The sequence below is a fragment of the Burkholderia sp. AU18528 genome (assembly GCF_002223215.2).
Classification (GTDB): Bacteria; Pseudomonadota; Gammaproteobacteria; order Burkholderiales; family Burkholderiaceae; genus Burkholderia; species Burkholderia semiarida.
This window is the reverse complement of record NZ_NKFC02000006.1, coordinates 931,617-948,582: the sequence shown is the minus strand read 5'-3', so window position 1 is coordinate 948,582 and position 16,966 is coordinate 931,617. Positions and strand designations below refer to the sequence as shown.

The 16,966-nt window shown below is 69.5% G+C and carries 16 protein-coding genes and 1 pseudogene; 8 read left to right on the top strand and 9 right to left on the bottom strand.

Annotation, left to right across the window (positions count from 1 at the left end; genetic code table 11):
- Window positions 1–112: 112 nt before the first annotated feature.
- The 3 genes from CFB52_RS21175 (at window position 113) to CFB52_RS21165 (ending at window position 3,940) form a co-directional block, all read left to right on the top strand.
- Window positions 113–1,300, top strand: coding sequence for a porin (locus CFB52_RS21175; protein ID WP_059639328.1), 1,188 nt, complete (start codon window positions 113–115; stop codon window positions 1,298–1,300).
- A gap of 310 nt (window positions 1,301–1,610) precedes the next feature.
- On the top strand, window positions 1,611–3,632 hold the full coding sequence (locus CFB52_RS21170) for a BCCT family transporter (protein WP_099317350.1): 2,022 nt from the start codon (window positions 1,611–1,613) through the stop codon (window positions 3,630–3,632).
- Window positions 3,629–3,940, top strand: coding sequence for a hypothetical protein (locus CFB52_RS21165; RefSeq protein ID WP_060311090.1), 312 nt, complete (start codon window positions 3,629–3,631; stop codon window positions 3,938–3,940). The genes CFB52_RS21170 and CFB52_RS21165 overlap by 4 nt, the downstream gene beginning before the upstream one ends.
- A gap of 108 nt (window positions 3,941–4,048) precedes the next feature.
- Here CFB52_RS21165 and CFB52_RS21160 read toward each other — a convergent pair whose 3' ends face one another.
- Entirely contained in the window at window positions 4,049–4,897 is an 849-nt protein-coding gene (locus CFB52_RS21160; protein WP_099317349.1) for a class I SAM-dependent methyltransferase, read from the bottom strand.
- A gap of 170 nt (window positions 4,898–5,067) precedes the next feature.
- On the opposite strand from CFB52_RS21160, the gene CFB52_RS21155 reads away from it, so the two are divergent.
- From CFB52_RS21155 to CFB52_RS21145, 3 genes are all read left to right on the top strand, one after another.
- Window positions 5,068–6,531, top strand: a complete 1,464-nt coding sequence (locus tag CFB52_RS21155; protein WP_099317348.1) for a metallophosphoesterase — start codon at window positions 5,068–5,070, stop codon at window positions 6,529–6,531.
- A 59-nt stretch (window positions 6,532–6,590) separates the two neighbouring features.
- Window positions 6,591–7,904 (top strand): cytochrome-c peroxidase, encoded by a 1,314-nt coding sequence (locus CFB52_RS21150; protein WP_373680973.1) that lies wholly within the window; start codon window positions 6,591–6,593, stop codon window positions 7,902–7,904.
- Between the two features lie 96 nt (window positions 7,905–8,000).
- The gene (locus tag CFB52_RS21145; RefSeq protein ID WP_099317346.1) at window positions 8,001–8,279 is read left to right on the top strand and encodes a hypothetical protein; all 279 of its coding nucleotides are present in this window, start codon (window positions 8,001–8,003) and stop codon (window positions 8,277–8,279) included.
- Between the two features lie 84 nt (window positions 8,280–8,363).
- Here the strand turns inward: CFB52_RS21145 and CFB52_RS21140 are convergent.
- The 8 genes and pseudogenes from CFB52_RS21140 to CFB52_RS21105 all read right to left on the bottom strand — a co-directional run.
- A pseudogene (locus CFB52_RS21140) lies at window positions 8,364–8,603 on the bottom strand (PLP-dependent aminotransferase family protein); the annotation flags it as partial.
- A gap of 51 nt (window positions 8,604–8,654) precedes the next feature.
- Window positions 8,655–9,077 carry a DUF6691 family protein gene (locus CFB52_RS21135; protein WP_060311096.1) on the bottom strand — a complete coding sequence of 141 codons (423 nt, stop codon included), beginning with the start codon at window positions 9,075–9,077 and terminating at the stop codon, window positions 8,655–8,657.
- Between the two features lies 1 nt (window position 9,078).
- Window positions 9,079–9,513, bottom strand: coding sequence for a YeeE/YedE family protein (locus CFB52_RS21130; protein WP_099317345.1), 435 nt, complete (start codon window positions 9,511–9,513; stop codon window positions 9,079–9,081).
- Window positions 9,503–9,853, bottom strand: coding sequence for a metalloregulator ArsR/SmtB family transcription factor (locus CFB52_RS21125; protein WP_099317344.1), 351 nt, complete (start codon window positions 9,851–9,853; stop codon window positions 9,503–9,505). Before CFB52_RS21125 ends, CFB52_RS21130 begins: the two co-directional genes overlap by 11 nt.
- A gap of 393 nt (window positions 9,854–10,246) precedes the next feature.
- On the bottom strand, window positions 10,247–11,524 hold the full coding sequence (locus tag CFB52_RS21120) for an FAD/NAD(P)-binding oxidoreductase (RefSeq protein WP_099317343.1): 1,278 nt from the start codon (window positions 11,522–11,524) through the stop codon (window positions 10,247–10,249).
- Entirely contained in the window at window positions 11,521–11,754 is a 234-nt protein-coding gene (locus CFB52_RS21115) for a 2Fe-2S iron-sulfur cluster-binding protein (RefSeq protein ID WP_099317342.1), read from the bottom strand. Before CFB52_RS21115 ends, CFB52_RS21120 begins: the two co-directional genes overlap by 4 nt.
- Before the next feature lie 109 nt (window positions 11,755–11,863).
- On the bottom strand, window positions 11,864–12,991 hold the full coding sequence (locus CFB52_RS21110; protein WP_099317894.1) for an FAD-binding oxidoreductase: 1,128 nt from the start codon (window positions 12,989–12,991) through the stop codon (window positions 11,864–11,866).
- On the bottom strand, window positions 12,988–13,920 hold the full coding sequence (locus CFB52_RS21105) for a 4-hydroxyproline epimerase (RefSeq protein WP_099317893.1): 933 nt from the start codon (window positions 13,918–13,920) through the stop codon (window positions 12,988–12,990). The genes CFB52_RS21110 and CFB52_RS21105 overlap by 4 nt, the downstream gene beginning before the upstream one ends.
- A 251-nt stretch (window positions 13,921–14,171) precedes the next feature.
- On the opposite strand from CFB52_RS21105, the gene CFB52_RS21095 reads away from it, so the two are divergent.
- Both CFB52_RS21095 and CFB52_RS21090 read left to right on the top strand, forming a co-directional pair.
- On the top strand, window positions 14,172–15,092 hold the full coding sequence (locus tag CFB52_RS21095) for a dihydrodipicolinate synthase family protein (RefSeq protein ID WP_059582316.1): 921 nt from the start codon (window positions 14,172–14,174) through the stop codon (window positions 15,090–15,092).
- Between the two features lie 234 nt (window positions 15,093–15,326).
- Entirely contained in the window at window positions 15,327–16,952 is a 1,626-nt protein-coding gene (locus CFB52_RS21090; RefSeq protein ID WP_060967625.1) for an APC family permease, read from the top strand.
- The last annotated feature ends 14 nt before the right edge of the window (window positions 16,953–16,966 follow it).

Here is a 16,966-nt window from a genome sequence, read left to right as displayed (position 1 = left end):
GGCCGAAGCCAACCCGATCAGGCGGGCCGTTCGCGCGGCCCGCCGCCTGCCACAGAGGAGGCATTCAGCCTCCCGCCCCCTTTGAAAAGATGAAGAGACCCGGAGATCGACAATGACAGCACCCGTCAACCGTTATGCAATCCTCATTTTATCGGCCGCGTCGCTCGGCACGACCGCCGCCCATGCGCAGAGCAGCGTGACGCTGTACGGCGTGGTCGACGATTCGATCGCGTACGTGAACAACCAGCAGGGACACTCGAACGTCTATATGCGCGACGGCAACCTGTATGCGTCGAAGTTCGGGCTGCGCGGCGACGAGGATCTCGGCGGCGGCACGCACGCGATCTTCGACCTGCAAGCCGGCTTCAACCTGAATACGGGCGCACAGGCCGCCGCAGGCACGATCTTCAACCGCCAGGCCTTCGTCGGCCTGCGCAACGTTCGCTACGGCACGGTCACGGCCGGCCGCCAGTACACGCCGTACTTCCTGTTCGTCGGCCCGTACGCGTCGAGCAGTTGGCTGACCGGCGCCACCGGCGCGCATCCCGGCGACATCGACGGCCTCGACACGACGATCCGCGTGAACAACTCGGTCACCTATACGTCGCCGACCTTCGCCGGACTCACCGCGAGCGCGATGTACGCATTCGGCGGCATCGCCGGCGCGACCGGCAAGGGCAACACGTTCAGCGCCGCGCTGCGCTACGCGAACGGGCCGATCGGGATCGCGGCCGGCTACCTGCGGATCAACAGCTCGGGCTCGTCAGCGGGCTTCCAGAATCCGGCCACCGCAGCGTCGGGCAGCTTCGCGGTATCCGTGCTGAACCAGGGTTATCTGACCGCGAAGGCCGTCGAACAGGTCGCGGCGGCCGGCAACTACACGCTCGGCGACCTGACGATGGGGCTCAACTATTCGAACGTGAAGTACCTGCCCGGCAACGGCTCGGCCTTCACCGACACGGCCGTGTTCAACACCTACGGCGCGCTCGCCGCGTACCGATTCACGCCGACGTTCTCGGTGGCCGGCGCATTCGCGTACACGCTCGCATCGAAGGCGAACGGCGTCGCGAGCGCGGCCCGCTATCAACAGTACTCGCTGAAGGAGTCGTACAGCCTGTCGAAACGCACGACGCTCTACGCGCTGCAGGCGTACACGCATTCGAGCGGGCAGACGCTCGGCGCACAAGGCGCCGGGCACATCGTGGACGCGGCGCCGATCGTCGGCGATTCGCAGCAGCTCACGCCGTCGACGACGCGCGGCCAGTTCGTCGGCATGGCGGGGATCGCCGTCACGTTCTGAACCCGCCGGGCGGCCCCTCGGCACGCTCTCCACGCCCCGGACGATGCGCACCCTGCATGCGCCGTCCGGGCGCCCCATAGACGTTCTCCACGACGTTTCCCCGTCCCGCCACCAGCCCGGCCGGCGCACCACGCCGGTTTTCCCGATCGCCCCGATACCTTACAATTCGTCAGGTTCGATTCCCTCTGCATACCCGTTCTTGCAGTCCTGACACCGCGGTACACTCGACGCATGCCGTATCAGGGTCCGACGCGCGACGTGCGCGCCGGGCGGCGTTGCGCGTCGTTGCGCCCACAACTGGATACCCGCCATGCCGGATCTCCGTCCCTCGCCTCGCACGACATTCAAGCCGCAGGTCGTCCTGCCCGCGCTCGCCGTGATCGGCGCGCTGCTCGTCGTGTGCGCGCTGCACCCGAGCGAAGCCGGCGCGCTGTTCCTCGCCGGCCAGCAATGGGTCATCGCACGTTTCGACTGGTTCTACGTGCTCGCCGTCACCGGCTTCCTCGTGTTTCTCGTGCTGATTGCCGCCAGCGACTTCGGCAAGATCCGGCTCGGCCCCGACGATGCCGAACCCGAATTCAGCTTCGTGTCGTGGACGGCGATGCTGTTCGCGGCCGGCATGGGCATCGGCCTGATGTACTTCGGCGTCGGCGAGCCGATGCAGCATTTCCTGAAGCCGCCGACGGTCGCCCCCGGCACGCCCGACGCCGCGCGCGAGGCGATGCTGATGACCTTCTTCCACTGGGGCTTTCATGCGTGGGCCATCTACGGGCTGATGGGGCTCGTGCTCGCGTACTTCGGCTTCCGCTACAACCTGCCGCTGACGCTGCGCTCGGGGTTGTATCCGGTGCTGCGCGAGCGCATCGACGGCTGGATCGGCCACACGGTCGATGCGTTCGCGCTGGTCGGCACGGTCGCCGGCATCGCGACGACGCTCGGCTACGGCGTGATGCAGCTGAGCGCGGGCCTGCATACGGTCGCCGGCTGGGACACGGGCGGCAATACGTTTCGCCTCGGGCTCGTCGCGCTCGTCGTGATCCTCGCGGGGCTGTCGGCCGCGAGCGGCCTCGACAAGGGCGTGCGCAGGCTGTCCGAGCTGAACCTGCTGCTCGCGTTCCTGCTGCTCGCGTTCGTGGCCATCGCGGGCCCGACGGCGTTCCTGCTGCGCGCGCTCGCCGACAACATCGGTCAGTACCTGTCGAGCCTCGTCGACCTGTCGTTCCGCACCTATGCATACGCGCCGCCGCGCGAGGAAGGCTGGTTCGGCGGCTGGACGATCCTCTACTGGGCGTGGTGGGTGTCGTGGTCGCCGTTCGTCGGCATGTTCATCGCGCGCATCTCGCGCGGCCGCACGATCCGCCAGTTCGTGATCGGCGTGCTGCTCGTGCCGACGGCGTTCAACCTCGTGTGGATGACGGTGTTCGGCAACAGCGCGATCTGGCTCGATACGCACGGCGCGGCCGGCGCACTCGCACAGACGGCGACCAGCGTCGATGCGCTGCTGTTCCGCTTCTTCGATTTCCTGCCGTTGCCGCAACTGCTGTCGATCGTCGCGATCGTGCTGATCGCGGTGTTCTTCGTCACGTCCGCGGATTCGGGCGCGTTCGTGATCGACCAGATCGCGACGCGCGGCAGCGCGCATTCGCCGGTCTGGCAGCGGCTGTTCTGGGCCGCGCTGCTCGGCGTGACGGCCGCGGTGCTGCTCGTCGCGGGCGGGCTCGGCGCATTGCAGGCGATGACGCTGATCGCCGCGCTGCCGGTTGCCCTCATCATGCTCGCGCTCTGCTACGGGCTGTGGCGCGGGCTCGCGGCCGACCGCGCGCACTATTCGCAGGACGTCGCACCCGCGACGAGCTTCTGGACCGGCCAGCACTGGCGCCATCGCCTGACGCACATCCTGCGTCAGACGACCGAGGCCGAGGCGCGCCAGTTCGTTGCGGAAACGGTCGAGCCCGCGCTGCGCAAGGTCGCCGACGAGTTGCGCGCGAGCGGCGTCGATGCGCACGTGCAGCGCGACAGCGACGATGCGGTGCGGCTCACCGTGCCGACCGCCGACCATCGCGATTTCGTGTACGGCGTGCGCGTCACCGTGAAATCCGCGGCCGCGTTCCTGGTGCGCGAGGCGGCCGAGCCGGACGCGTCGCGTGCGCACGTGTATGGCATCGTCACGTTCTTCGAGGATGGCCGGCTCGGCTACGACGTCGAATACCTGCGCGGCGACGAAGTGATTGCCGACGTGCTGCGCCAGTACGAACGCTACGTGTCGCTCGCGGCGGACACGCGCACGCATCTGCTGAGCCGCGCGCCAGGGCACGCGACGGAGGCCGAATGAGCGGGCTGCTGCACAGCCGCGCGGCCGACGTCATTGCGCTCGGCACGCTCGCCGTGCTGTACCTCGGCGGCGGCGCCATCGCGCTGTGGCGAATCCGCGCGGCGCCGCCGCGCGGCAAGATCTACTGGATCGTCTGCGCGGCGCTGCTCGCCGGCGGCGCAATCGCAATGGCCGGCAACCTGGCGCCGGTGCCGAACAGCGGCGAAATGCCGCCCGGTTTCGCGCTCGGCGTGGAGGCCGTCCTGCTCGGTCTCGTGCTGGCGGCCGGCGGTTGCGCGTGGTTGATGCTGCGCGCGCGCAAACGCTGACGCACGCACGTCGCGCGGCCCTGCTTCGTCACACGGGTGCGCGTCATCCCGGCGCGGACGGGCAGCCAGGGCGTCCCTGATCCGCTTCCGCGGCTTTCACGCGACACGTCAGGCAGACGGCGCGCGCGCCGTCACCAGCCAGCACGCCGCATCGAACCGCACCTCGGCGCCATGCACGTACGGCTCGAACGCCGCGCGCGTCGTGTCGATCACGCGCTGCCGCGTTGCTTCGTCCGTCTTCAGCAATGCGAGGCCGACGGGGCCCAGCCGGGCGATGTAGTCGTCCAGCGCGGACGCCGGCAGCGCACACGCGCGGTCGACCGGCTCGATCGCGACGTCGGCCCAGCCGCTATCCGACAGCACCGACGCGATCCGCTGCCGGTCGCCGAACGCGAACTGCCCCGGCGCACCAGGCTGGCGCGCGGGCAGGTTCGGCAACAGCGGCGCGGCCGCCCGCTCGGCCGTCGTCATGAAAGGGTTGTCGGCCGCGCCGCGCCACGCGACGAACCGCATCCGCGCGCCGGGCCGCGCCGCATGCCGCAGGTTCGCGAACGCCCGCACCGGGTCGTCGAAGAACATCACGCCGAGGCGCGACACGAACAGGTCGACGCTGGCGGGCTCGAACGCATGCGTCTGCCCGTCCGCGCACACGAACCGGGCGCGCACGCCGCTGCGTTCGGCACGCGCGCGGGCAGCGTCGATCATCGGCGCCGAAATGTCGATGCCCGTGCACTGCGCGCCCGCGCCGAGCCGCCGCGCGATCGCGAGCGTGACCGCGCCCGTGCCGCAGCCGACATCGAGCACGTGCATTGCGGACGACGCTGCGGCGGCATCCGCCAGCAGCGTTTCGAACGGCTCGAACATCCGGTCCATCAGCGCCTGCGCATCGACCCATGCGCGCCCCGATGGACCGTTCCATAGCGCGGATTGCGCTTCGTTGGGCCGGTTGGCTTCCATCGTCGATTCCCTTCCGATTCGTTGATGACGAACCGGACGATACTGCTTCAAGCCGGCTTGAAGTCAAGGTCGATTGCCCCGTTCATGCGCGCTGTCGCGCCGCGCTTTTCACATTTCTTACATTCGCGCTGCGTATCGTTGACGGCTTTCCTACGGCGCTTCCCCTTCCCATGCGACGAATCCTCTCGCGCGCGCTGCTCGTGCGCTGCGCCCCGCTTGTTGCCCTCGCCGCGCTGTCCGCGTGCTCGAATCACATCGATACGCCGGACGATCCGGCCAGCGCGTCGGCCAACGTCCAGGCCGCATGGGTCGAGATCGGCGATGCGAACCAGGCGAGCGCGCGCGTCATCACAAACTACACGCCCGCGTCGGCCGGCGATCCGATATGCCCGCAACTGACCGTCGACGGCAAGCTGTCGCGCATGGCGCTGCGCGCAGGCGCGGCGACCGTCGCCCAGCGGCCGACCGCCAGCGACCCGGCCGATTCGAAACCGTCGAGCTTCCCGGTGTCCGTCTGCGAGGCCACGCTGCCCGCCGGCGCGCAGGCGGCGAGCGTCGCGGGCCGCACGCTGCCGCTGCCGAAAGCGCAGCCGCGGCGCATCGCGATCATCGCCGACACGGGCTGCCGGATGAAGAAGGCCGACAATGCATGGCAGGCGTGCAACGACGCCGCGGTCTGGCCGCTCGGCACGATCGCGGCCAGCGTCGCGAAGCTGTCGCCCGATCTCGTGCTGCACGTCGGCGACTACCACTACCGCGAGAACGCATGCCCGCCGGACATCGCCGGCTGCAAGGACAGCCCGTGGGGCTACGGCTGGGATACGTGGCAGGCCGACCTGTTCCGCCCGGCCGCGCCGCTGCTCGCGAAGGCGCCGTGGGTGGTCGTGCGCGGCAACCACGAGGAATGCGCGCGGGCGGGCCAGGGCTGGTTCCGCTTCCTCGACCCGCGCCCGTACTCGGCCGCCCGCTCGTGCGACGATCCGGCCAACGACAACGACGCAAACTATTCGGAGCCCTATGCGGTTTCACTCGGCGACGGCTCGCAGGTGATCGTGTTCGACACCGCGAAGGTCGGCCGCACGCCGCTCAAGACCACCGACGCGCAATTCGGCATCTACCAGAAGCAGTTCCAGACGGTCGCATCGCTCGCGTCGAAGCCCGGCATGACGACGACGATCTTCACGAACCATCATCCGATTCTCGCATTCGCGCCGATCGCCGGCAGCACGCCCGCGCCGGGCAACCTCGCGCTGCAGTCGGTGATGTCGAGCCTCAACGCGCAGGCGTACTACCCGCCGGGCGTGCACGTCGCGCTGCACGGCCACGTGCACGATTTCCAGGCGATCAACTTCTCGTCGGGGCACCCGGCGACGATCGTGTCCGGCAACGGCGGCGACAACCTCGACGTCGCGCTGCCCGACCCGTTCCCGGCCGGCCTGACACCCGCACCGGGCGCCGTGATCGAGCGGCTGTCGCACAACAACAGCTTCGGCTTCCTGATCATGGAGCGCAACGCCGCCCCGGCAACGGGCTGGGTGTTCCATGCGTATTCGGCGGCCGGCAAGCTCCTGGCGTCGTGCAATCAGTCGGGCAGGACGCTCGCCTGCGACAAGACGGGGTTCATCGCGCCGTGAGTGACGAAGTTCGACGTGACGGGCCGGGCGTACGTGGTCTGCACACGCTTGCCGCCACCCTGCTCGCCGGCCTGACGCTCGCGACCCACGCCGCGCCGGCCGAAACGGTCCTGCTGCCCGGCGCGCCGCCGTCGCGCGTCGTCGACACGATCGGCAACGGCACGCCGCAGGTGACGGGCAAGATCGATGCGGCCACCGCGCGCTTCGCGCCCGACCCGACGCTCGTCGCGCTCGGCCGCCGGATCTTCTTCGACGCACGGCTGTCCGAGCCGCGCGGCATGTCCTGCGCGGGCTGCCACGATCCGGGCCGCGCGTTCGCGCCGACGCTGTCGGCCGCGTCGCTTGCCGGGCCCGGCGTGCCGGAAGGCAGCCGGCCCGGGCGCTTCAGCCAGCGCAATGCGCCGTCGCTGCTGTACGTGCGCTACGTGCCGCGCCGCCACTTCTATCAGGACGACGATGCGCCCGCGCCGTCGCCGTTCGGCGGCCTGTTCAGCGACGGCCGCGCGGATACGCTCGCCGAACAGATCCGCGGGCCGCTGTTCGATCCGAACGAGATGAACAACCGGTCGCCGGCCGCGCTGCTGCGCAAGGTGAATGCGACCGAACTCGCGACCGATCTCGCCGCGCGCTTCGGCGCGCCGGTGCGGCGCGATCCCGAGCGCCTGGTGCGCGCGCTCGGTTCGGCCGTCGAAGCCTATCTGCAGAGCGACGAGATGGCGCCGTTCACGTCGCGCTTCGATGCGTTCCTGCGCACGCGCAAGCCGCTCGCGCCGGCCGAGATGCGCGGGCTCGCGCTGTTCCGGAATCCGGACAAGGGCAATTGCATGACCTGCCATACGCTGTCGGACACGTCGAGCCGCCCGGAGCGCTCGCTGTTCACCGATTTCGGCTACGACGCGATCGCGGTGCCGCGCAACCGTGCGCTGCCGGCGAACCGCGATCCGCGCCACTTCGACAACGGACTGTGCGACACCGCGCGGCGGCTGCGCTGGCCCGAACCGACGCAGTGGTGCGGCTACCTGCGCACGCCGGGGCTGCGCAACGTCGCGGTCAAGCAGACGTTCATGCACAACGGCGTGTTCACGACGCTGCGCGACGCGGTCGCGTTCTACAACACGCGCTCGACCGATCCGGGCTTCTGGTATCACGGCGCCCGAACGTTCGACGACGTGCCGGCCGCCTATCGCGGCAACATCAACGTCAACTCGACGCCGATGAACCGCCGGCCCGGTACGCCGCCCGCGCTGACCGACGCGGAAATCGACGACATCGTCGCATTTCTCGGCACGCTGACCGATGCGCGCTATACGGGCATCGCCGCACCGGCAGCGGCCGCTGCCCGGCTCGCGCGCACCGCCGCGCCGGCGCGCTGACCCTGGCGAAACGGCCAGCCGACGCGCCGCCGCTTGCGGTTCTCGCAAACACTGGTTATATTTACAGTACTGTATTTATGAACAGTGAGGCGCGCGATGGAACATCTGGTCCGTATCGTCAACGACACCGATCGCCAAGTGCTGGCGTGGCTTCGTGCCCAGGTCGGCGATGCCCGCGTCGAACGCGCGGCGCGTCAGCTCGGGCATACGCGCAAGCCCTTTCCGTCGGCCGTGTGCCGGTATCTGGGCATGAGTGTGCCGGCCACGCTGCGGCCGGCCGCCGCCCGGCCGCGCGCGGCACGCGATTTCTCGGTCGGCGATCGTTACCTGTCGCTGATTCGCCAGCACCTCGCCACGCACGCGGTCGGCCGATGAAATGGCGGAGGCTTGCCGCTTCGGTGCCGCGCCCGGCCGGCGCACTCGCGTATTCGGAAGTCCGTCCGGCCGGCGCCGTCGCGCTTACCCGGCCGCCATGGCTTCCCGTACGAGGCGGCCAAGTGTGTCGAACGCCGCCTCGTGCGCCGCATCGAATACGCGCGCGCAGCCGGGCCGGATATAGCCGTCGAAACGGCCCGCATTCGAGAAGATCGAACCGGGCGCGATCTTGACTCCATGCGCGAGCGCGGCGTCGAACAACACATCGGAGCGCACGCCTTCCGCCAACGAGATCCACAGCATCCCGTCGGGCAGCTGGCTCATCGCGGCGATGGACGAACGCACGCCGTGACGGGCGCAGCCGCCGCACCAGCCTCACGGCCCATTCCGCCGTCGCTCGATCCATTCGAACAACGCCATTCCGGCCAGCATCGCGACGACGAACCCGATTCCCTTGGCCACCCCGAAGCCGATCGACACGATCGCAGGCCCGGGACAAAACCCGGCAATCCCCCAGCCGATGCCGAATACCGCGCTTCCCGCGACGAGGCGCACGGTAATCGCCCGCTGCGCCGGCAACTGCATCGGCAGGCCGAGCCACGACCGTGTACGGCGCTTCGCCCACGCGAACCCGAACACCGCAACGCCGATCGCGCCGGCCATCACGAATGCAAGCGACGGATCCCAGCGGCCCGCCAGGTCGAGAAAACCGAGCACCTTCCGCGGATCGGCCATACCCGACACGATGAGGCCGACGCCGAACAGCAGCCCTGCCAGAAACGCGAATCCTGCCTGCATGTCAGCCCCCCGCAACGTGCAGCCGCACGAACACGGTCGCGAAGCCGGCGACCATGAAGGTCGCCGTCGCGACCGCCGAGCGCAGCGCCCCGCGCGAAATTCCGCATACACCATGGCCGCTTGTGCAGCCGCCCGCGTATCGTGTGCCGATCCCGACCAGCAGCCCGGCCGCCATCACGTCAAGCCAACTGGCGTCGACCTGCGGCATCGAGTTGCTCCCGGCGAAACGCATGACGACGGGTGCAACGATCATCCCGGCGACGAACGCCGCGCGCCAGCCGCGCTCTGCACGGCCGGCCGTCAGCAGGCCGCCGACGATCCCGCTGATACCGGCGATCCGGCCGTTGAACGCGACCAGCCACACGGCCGCGCACCCGATCAGCACGCCGCCGACGAGCGATAGCCACGGCGTGAAATGAAGCGCATCAATCTGCATCGCGTGCCTCCTTCACGGTCGCCCCGCAAAACTGTTCGTACAGCACGCCCATCACCGCGATCGCGGCCGGACTGTCGAGCGAATAGTGAATCGCCTTGCCTTCGCGGCGCGTACGAACCAGCGCGTTGTCCCGCAATACGCCGAGCTGCTGCGACAGCGTCGGTTGATGGATGTCCAGGCGCGCCTCGAGATCGCTCACGCAGCGCTCGCCCTGCGACAGTTCGCACAGCAACAGCAGCCGGTCGGGATTCGACATCGCCTTCAGGAGCGCACAGGCCGATCCGGCGGCGGCGCGCATCTGGTCGGGGCCGGGCGGCCCGGTCGGGAAATCGTCGTTCATCGGCGGAGGGATATGATTAAAGAATAAATATTATATTATTTTGTATATTGTCGTTTGTCCCGCTGCGTGCCGGATCGGCAATTCGGTTGATCACCCTCAATCAAACCTCCTTGCCTACCGTCACGCGGGCCCCGCCGCGCGGCGCTTCATGCAGTTGAACTGCGATCGCATCCTGCCGATGGAGCTCGACGGCGCGGGCACTGTGTCGATGAACTGGCACCGCGACAGAAGGAGCCGCCACCCGTACCCATGCCCACGACGCTCGATCGCCTGCGCGCTCGTGGCGGGCGGGGGCCGGCGGCCAGGAAAAGTGAAGGTGAAATAAAGATGGAAGGAGCGGCACGGCCCGGCGCAAACCGGGGCCGCTTCATCACAGTCCGCCAGCGTCACGCATCATGCGCTGTCGCAGGCCCCCGTGCCGTCGAGCATCAGCGTGCCGACCCGCGCGGGCACGAGCGGCGTGCGAGGCGGGGGCGGCGTCCAGCCGAACAGCGCCTGCGCGGCCGCGCCGCACACACGGCCCTGGCACGCGCCCATCCCGCAGCGCGACTGCAGCTTGGCGGCCGTCCAGCCCGGTTCCCGCGCGACCGCGTCGAACCGTACGTCTTCGCAGCGACACAGCAGCGTGTCGGGCCGCGCGAGCCGGCGGATCGGTTCGCGGATCGCGAAGCGCTCACGCACGGCATCCGCGAAAGCCTGCCAGTGCGCGCGCCGCGCGACGAGCGCGGCCAACAGTGCCGTTTGCCCCGTCGCCGCGTAGCCCGCGATCTCGCCTTCGACCATCGCCAACTCGCTGCCGCCGACGCCCGTGCACTCGCCCGCCGCGAAATACCCGTCGCGGCTCGTGCGCTGGTGCGCGTCGACGGCCACCGCGTCGTTCTCGATCCGGCAGCCGAGATGCCGCGGCAGCACGGTATTCGGCACGAGGCCGAAGCCGCATGCGAGCCGGTCGCAGTCGACGTCGAATTCGCGATCGCCGTGCCGGATCCGCACGCGTTCGAGCCGCTCGTCGCCGAATGCCTCGACGACGTACGCAGCGGGCCGATACGCGGTCGTGACGAGCTTCGCGGCCTGCGCGAGCTTCGACGGCCAGCGCCACAGCCCCGTACCGAAGCCGGCCACGTCGCGCCAAGCGGCCTGTTCGAGCACGTGCGATACGCGCGCGCCGGCCTGCCGGGCCGTCGCCGCGCTCGCCAGCAGCAGCGGTCCGCTGCCTGCGATGACCGTGCGCTGCCCGCGCACGTCGAGCCCGTACTTGATCAGTGCCTGCAAGCCGCCCGCGCCGGTCACGCCCGGCAGCGTCCAGCCCGGAAACGGCAGCAGCAGCTCGCGCGCGCCGCAGCAGAGAATCAGCGTCCGGAAATCGAGCAGCCGCCCGCGTTCGTCGTCTTCGAGCAGCAGCGTGCCCGGCTGCGTTTCGGCGACGATGCGCGTCGCCGCGAGATGCGTGACGTTCGGCTGGCGCAGCACGGCGAGGCGTGCGGCCGCGGCCGGCGTCGGTGCGACTGCTGCCGGCTGCCGCCAGATCTGCCCGCCCGCGCGCGGGTTGTCGTCGACGATCGCAACCGTCGCGCCGCTTCGTGCGGCGGCCCGCGCGGCCGACAGCCCGGCCGGGCCCGCGCCGACGATCGCGACGTCGACGCTCAATCGTTCCTGTCGTTCCTGTTTCATCGCGTGCGCTCCACCTGCATGCCGTCGCGGCACAGCGTCTGGCACGCGAGCCGGCGCCGGCCGTCGATCGTCATCCGGCACTCCTGGCAGATACCCATCCCGCAAAACGGCGCACGCACCGCGCCCGTGCACGACACGCGCGTCGTGTCGTCGCCGCTCGCCGCGACGGCGGCCGCGACGGTCGCGCCGTCGGCCACCGTCAGCGCGCGGCCGTCCAGATGAATGATCATGTCAGCCTCCGCCGGGCCGCCCCCGTGGGGGGTGCCTTGCATGGGACCGACGCCAGCGCCGAAGCGCCAACTCCGGTCGACAGCGGACGAAGTGAGCGTGGGGGTCGTTTCATGTCAGCGCTCCGGCTACGCGGGACGCGCTCAAGAAGCGTCCCGGCAAATACGGTTCGATATCGATGGGCGGCCGCTCGCCGGCCATCAGCGCGGCGACGATCCGCGCACTGCCCGGCGCGGTTGTCACACCGAGCCCTTCGTGCCCGACCGCGAGCCACACGCCCGGGCGCGACGGATGCTCGCCGAGCAGCGGCAGGCCGTCGGGGCTCGCGGAGCGGAAGCCGGTCCATGCGCGGATGCCGTTGAGCTCGGCCAGATCCGGCAGGTAACCGACCGCGCGGCGCAGCATGCGCGCGAGCACGGGCGGCTCGACCTGCGAATCCTCGGTGTCGAACTGGCGCGACGAGCCGATCAGCAACTGACCGGTTGGCCGCGGCTGCACGTTGAACGCGACCGACGTGCCGTCGCTCGCGTGCGCGCTCGCCGCATAGCCGAGCTCGACGAGCTGGTGCGACACGTGGCCCGGATAGCGGTCGGTGATCAGCAGATGGCCCTTTTTCGGGCGCAGCGGCAGTTCGGGCAGCAGCGCGCGCGCCGCCACGCCGTTCGCGACGACCACACGCTCCGCGCGCAGCACGTCGCCGCTCGCGAGCATCACGCTCGGGCCATCGACCGCGACGGCCCTGTCGCGACGCAACGTGATGCGCGGCGCGCGCTGCAGCAGCCAGTTCGCGGTGACGGGCGCGTAGAGGATCGCGTCGCCGGAAATCTTCAGCGCGCCGCCGAGGCCCGCGCGCAGCATCGGCTCCAGTCGCGCGAGCGCTGCCGCATCGATCAGCTCGCCGGCCACACCGTGCGCGGCGAGCGTCGCCTGTTTCGCGCGCGCCAGATCCATCTCGTGCGCATCGGCCGCGAGCCACAGCGTGCCGCAATTGCGGTATGCGCAGCCGTCGGGCATCTCGCCGCTCAACGCGCGCCAGAGTTCGATCGAGTAATGGCTCAGCGCGAGTTCGGCCGCGTTGTCGTCCATCGCGACGAGGTGCCCCATGCCTGCGCCGGTCGCGCCGCCGCTCGCGTCGTCGACGACGAGCACGCGCAGCCCGCGCCGCGCGAGTTCGTGCGCGCACGCCGCGCCGACGATGCCGGCGCCGATCACGACGACGTCGGTCTTCGTTTCGCTCACGACCCGATGCCCCACCCGAACGGATCGTCTTCCTCGATCAGCAGCGTCGCTTCCGCGCTCAGATGCGCGCTGCCGCGAATCGTCGGCACGATGCCGCCGTCGGCCAGCTCGTAGCTCGCGTGGAACACGCTGCCGATCACGCTCGCCTGCCGCCACACCGCGCCCGGCGCGAGCTTGCCGTCGGCCGCGAGGCACGCGAGTTTCGCGCTGGTGCCGGTGCCGCACGGCGAACGGTCGTAAGCGAGCCCCGGGCACAGCACGAAGCTGCGGCTGTCGTGCGTGGGATCGTCGGCGAACAGCTCGATGTGGTCGATCTCGCCGCCGTTGGCGCCGGTGATGCCCGCGCGTTCGAGCCCTGCGCGCACGGCCGACGCATACGCGGTAAGCGCCGCGACGTTGTCGCCGGCGATGTGCTGCCCGTGGTCGCTGATCAGGAAGAACCAGTTGCCGCCCCACGCGATGTCGCCCTTCACGGGGCCGTATCCCGGCACGTCGACTTCGACGGCCTGCGCGTGGCGATACGCGGGCACGTTGCGCACGCTGACCGACAGGTCGTCGTGCAGCGTCGCCTCGACGGTGCCGACCGGCGTCTCGATCCGGTGCACGCCCGGCGCGATGCGGCCCATGTGATGCAGCGTGCGCACGACGCCGATCGTGCCGTGCCCGCACATGCCCAGGTAGCCGCTATTGTTGAAGAAGATCACGCCGGCCGCCGCGTCGGGCGACACGGGCTCGCACAGCAGCGCGCCGACCAGCACGTCGCTGCCGCGCGGCTCGAGGATGCACGCGGTGCGGTAGCGATCGTACTCGCGCGCGAGCACGTCGCGACGCTCGGCCATCGTGCCGTTGCCGAGCGACGGAAAGCCGGACACGACGAGCCGAGTGGGTTCGCCGCCCGTGTGCGAATCGATGATCTGGATGCGCTTCATCATGAGCCGTCCGAAGTGGGGAAAGGAGCATAGCTTCCTCCGTCGCGCGTCCGTCCGCTTGTGGCTTTTCGATGAGGACGACGACGAAATCGGCATAGTGCAACGCGCCCCCGGCGCCCCTGCCGGCCGCTGTGCCGATTTCGTCATTTTGCTCCGCGATACGACTCAAGCGTGATGGGCGTTTGCGCGGCGATACTGGTTGCCACACCGACGCCTGTCGGCCAACCGATACGAACACGTAGGAGATTTCAGTGAGCCGAAACGCCATTCAGTGGACCGGGGTTTTCCCGGCCGTCAGCACCCAGTTCAAGCCGGACTTTTCCCTCGACATCGACGCCACGCACCGCGTGGTCAAGAACCTGGTGAACGACGGCGTGTCGGGCCTCGTGGTCTGCGGCACGGTCGGCGAAAACACGTCGCTGTCGACGAGCGAGAAGCTCCAGGTGATCGAGGCCGCACGCGACGCGGCCGGCGGCAAGGTTCCGGTGATCGCCGGCATCGCCGAATTCACGACCGAATTCGCGCGCAACACGGTGCGCGAAGCGCAGCGCGTCGGCGTCGACGGCGTGATGGTGATGCCCGCGCTCGTCTACTCGGCAAAACCGCACGAAACCGCCGCGCACTTTCGCGCGGTCGCGACGAGCACCGACCTGCCGGTGATGGTCTACAACAACCCGCCGATCTACAAGAACGACGTGACGCCCGACGTGCTGATCGCGCTGCAGGATTGCGAGAACATCGTCTGCTTCAAGGATTCGTCGGGCGATACGCGCCGCTTCATCGACCTGCGCAACGCGGTCGGCGATCGCTTCGTGCTGTTCGCGGGCCTCGACGACGTCGTGGTCGAGAGCATCGCGGTCGGCGCCGAAGGCTGGGTGTCGGGCATGTCGAACGCATTTCCGAAGGAAGGCGAGACGCTGTTCCGCCTCGCGAAGCAGAAGCGCTTCGATGAAGCGCTCGCGCTGTATCGCTGGTTCATGCCGCTGCTGCACCTCGACGCACGCCCGGACCTCGTGCAGTGCATCAAGCTGTGCGAAGAGCTGGTCGGCCGCGGCAGCGCGATCACGCGTCCGCCGCGCCTCGCGCTGCAAGGCGACACGCTCGCGGAAGTGAAGGCGATCGTCGCGAAGGCGCTGGAAACGCGCCCGGTGCTGCCCGACGTCGGTCTCTGATCGACGCCCCCGGCGGCGGTGCGCGGGCTTGCCCCGCTACGCGCCGCCGTCCCCGGTCCGGCATGGCCTGCGGGCCGTTCACGCCAACCCCGGCGTCGCGCCGCGCGTGAACGGGCCGCAGCCCGCCCCGGTCGTTCGAACCGGGCGACGCCGGCCTGCAGGCGAGCGCCACTGCTCCGTCGGAGCGCGGCGCACATCGAGCCTGTGCCGATATTCCCTCCAGGAGACAAGCCCATGCCAGGCCAAGGCAACGCACACCCGTCCGTCCCGCTTTCCCGTTCCGCGCACCCCGACGCGGGTCACGGCAAGTTCAAGAAACAGCTGTCGCTGACCGATCTCACGTTCATCGGTCTCGGCGCCATTTTCGGTTCGGGGTGGCTGTTCGCCGCGAGTCACGTATCGACGATCGCGGGCCCGGCCGGTATCTTCTCGTGGCTGCTCGGCGGCTTCGCGGTGCTGCTGCTCGGCATCGTCTACTGCGAACTCGGCGCCGCGCTGCCGCGCGCGGGCGGCGTGGTGCGCTACCCGGTGTTCTCGCACGGCCCGCTGCTCGGCTACCTGATGGGCTTCATCACGCTGATCGCGTTCTCGAGCCTGATCGCGATCGAAGTGGTCGCCGCGCGCCAGTACGCGGCCGCGTGGTTTCCGGGCCTGACGATCGAAGGATCGAGCGACCCGACCACACTCGGCTGGCTCGTGCAGGCCGCGCTGCTCTGCTTCTTCTTTTACCTGAACTATTCGAGCGTGAAGACGTTCGCAAAGGCGAACAACATCATCAGCGTCTTCAAGTTCATCGTGCCGCTTGCGGTGATCGGCGTGCTGTTCACGTTCTTCAAGCCCGCGAACCTGACCGTGCACGGCTTCGCGCCGTTCGGCATGCCGGGCATCGAGATGGCCGTGTCCGCGGGCGGCATCATCTTCGCGTATCTCGGACTCACGCCGATCGTGTCGGTCGCGAGCGAGGTGCGCAATCCGCAGCGCACGATCCCGATCGCGCTGATCCTGTCGATCCTGCTGTCGACGCTGATCTACGTGCTGCTGCAGCTCGCGTTCATCGGCAGCATCCCGACGGCCATGCTCGCCGCCGGCTGGCACGACGTGAGCAAGGCGTTCTCGCTGCCGTACCGCGACATCGCCCTTGCGCTCGGCGTCGGCTGGCTCGCGGTGATGGTCGTCGCCGACGCGATGATCTCGCCGAGCGGCTGCGGCAACATCTACATGAACGCGACGCCGCGCGTGGTCTACGGCTGGGCGAAAACGGGCACGTTCTTCAAGGTGTTCACGCGCGTCGACGAAGCGTCGGGCATCCCGCGCGCGGGCCTGTGGCTCACGTTCGGCCTCGCGATCTTCTGGACGCTGCCGTTTCCGTCGTGGGAAGCGCTGATCAACATCGTGTCGGCCGCGCTGGTGTTGAGCTATGCGGTCGCGCCCGTGTCGGTCGCCGCGCTGCGCCGCACCGCGCCCGACCTGCCGCGGCCGTTCCGCGCCAGCGCGTTCGGCGTCACCGGCCCCGCGTCGTTCGTGATCGCCGCGCTGATCGTCTACTGGTCGGGCTGGAGCACCGTGTCCTGGCTGCTCGGGCTGCAGATCGTGATGTTCGTCATCTATCTCGCGTGCCGCCGCTGGGTGCCGACCGCGCAGCTGAGCCTCGCCGAACAGGTGCGTTCGTCCGCGTGGCTGATCGCGTTCTATGCAGCGATGATCGTGCTGTCGTATCTCGGCGGCTTCGGCGGCACGGGCCGGCTCGCGCATCCGTACGACACGGTCGTCGTCGCGGCCGTCGCACTCGTCATCTACTACTGGGGCGCAAACACCGGCGTGCGCGCCGACAAGCTGCAACTCGACGACGACGAGGACTGACGCGCCCGCGCCCT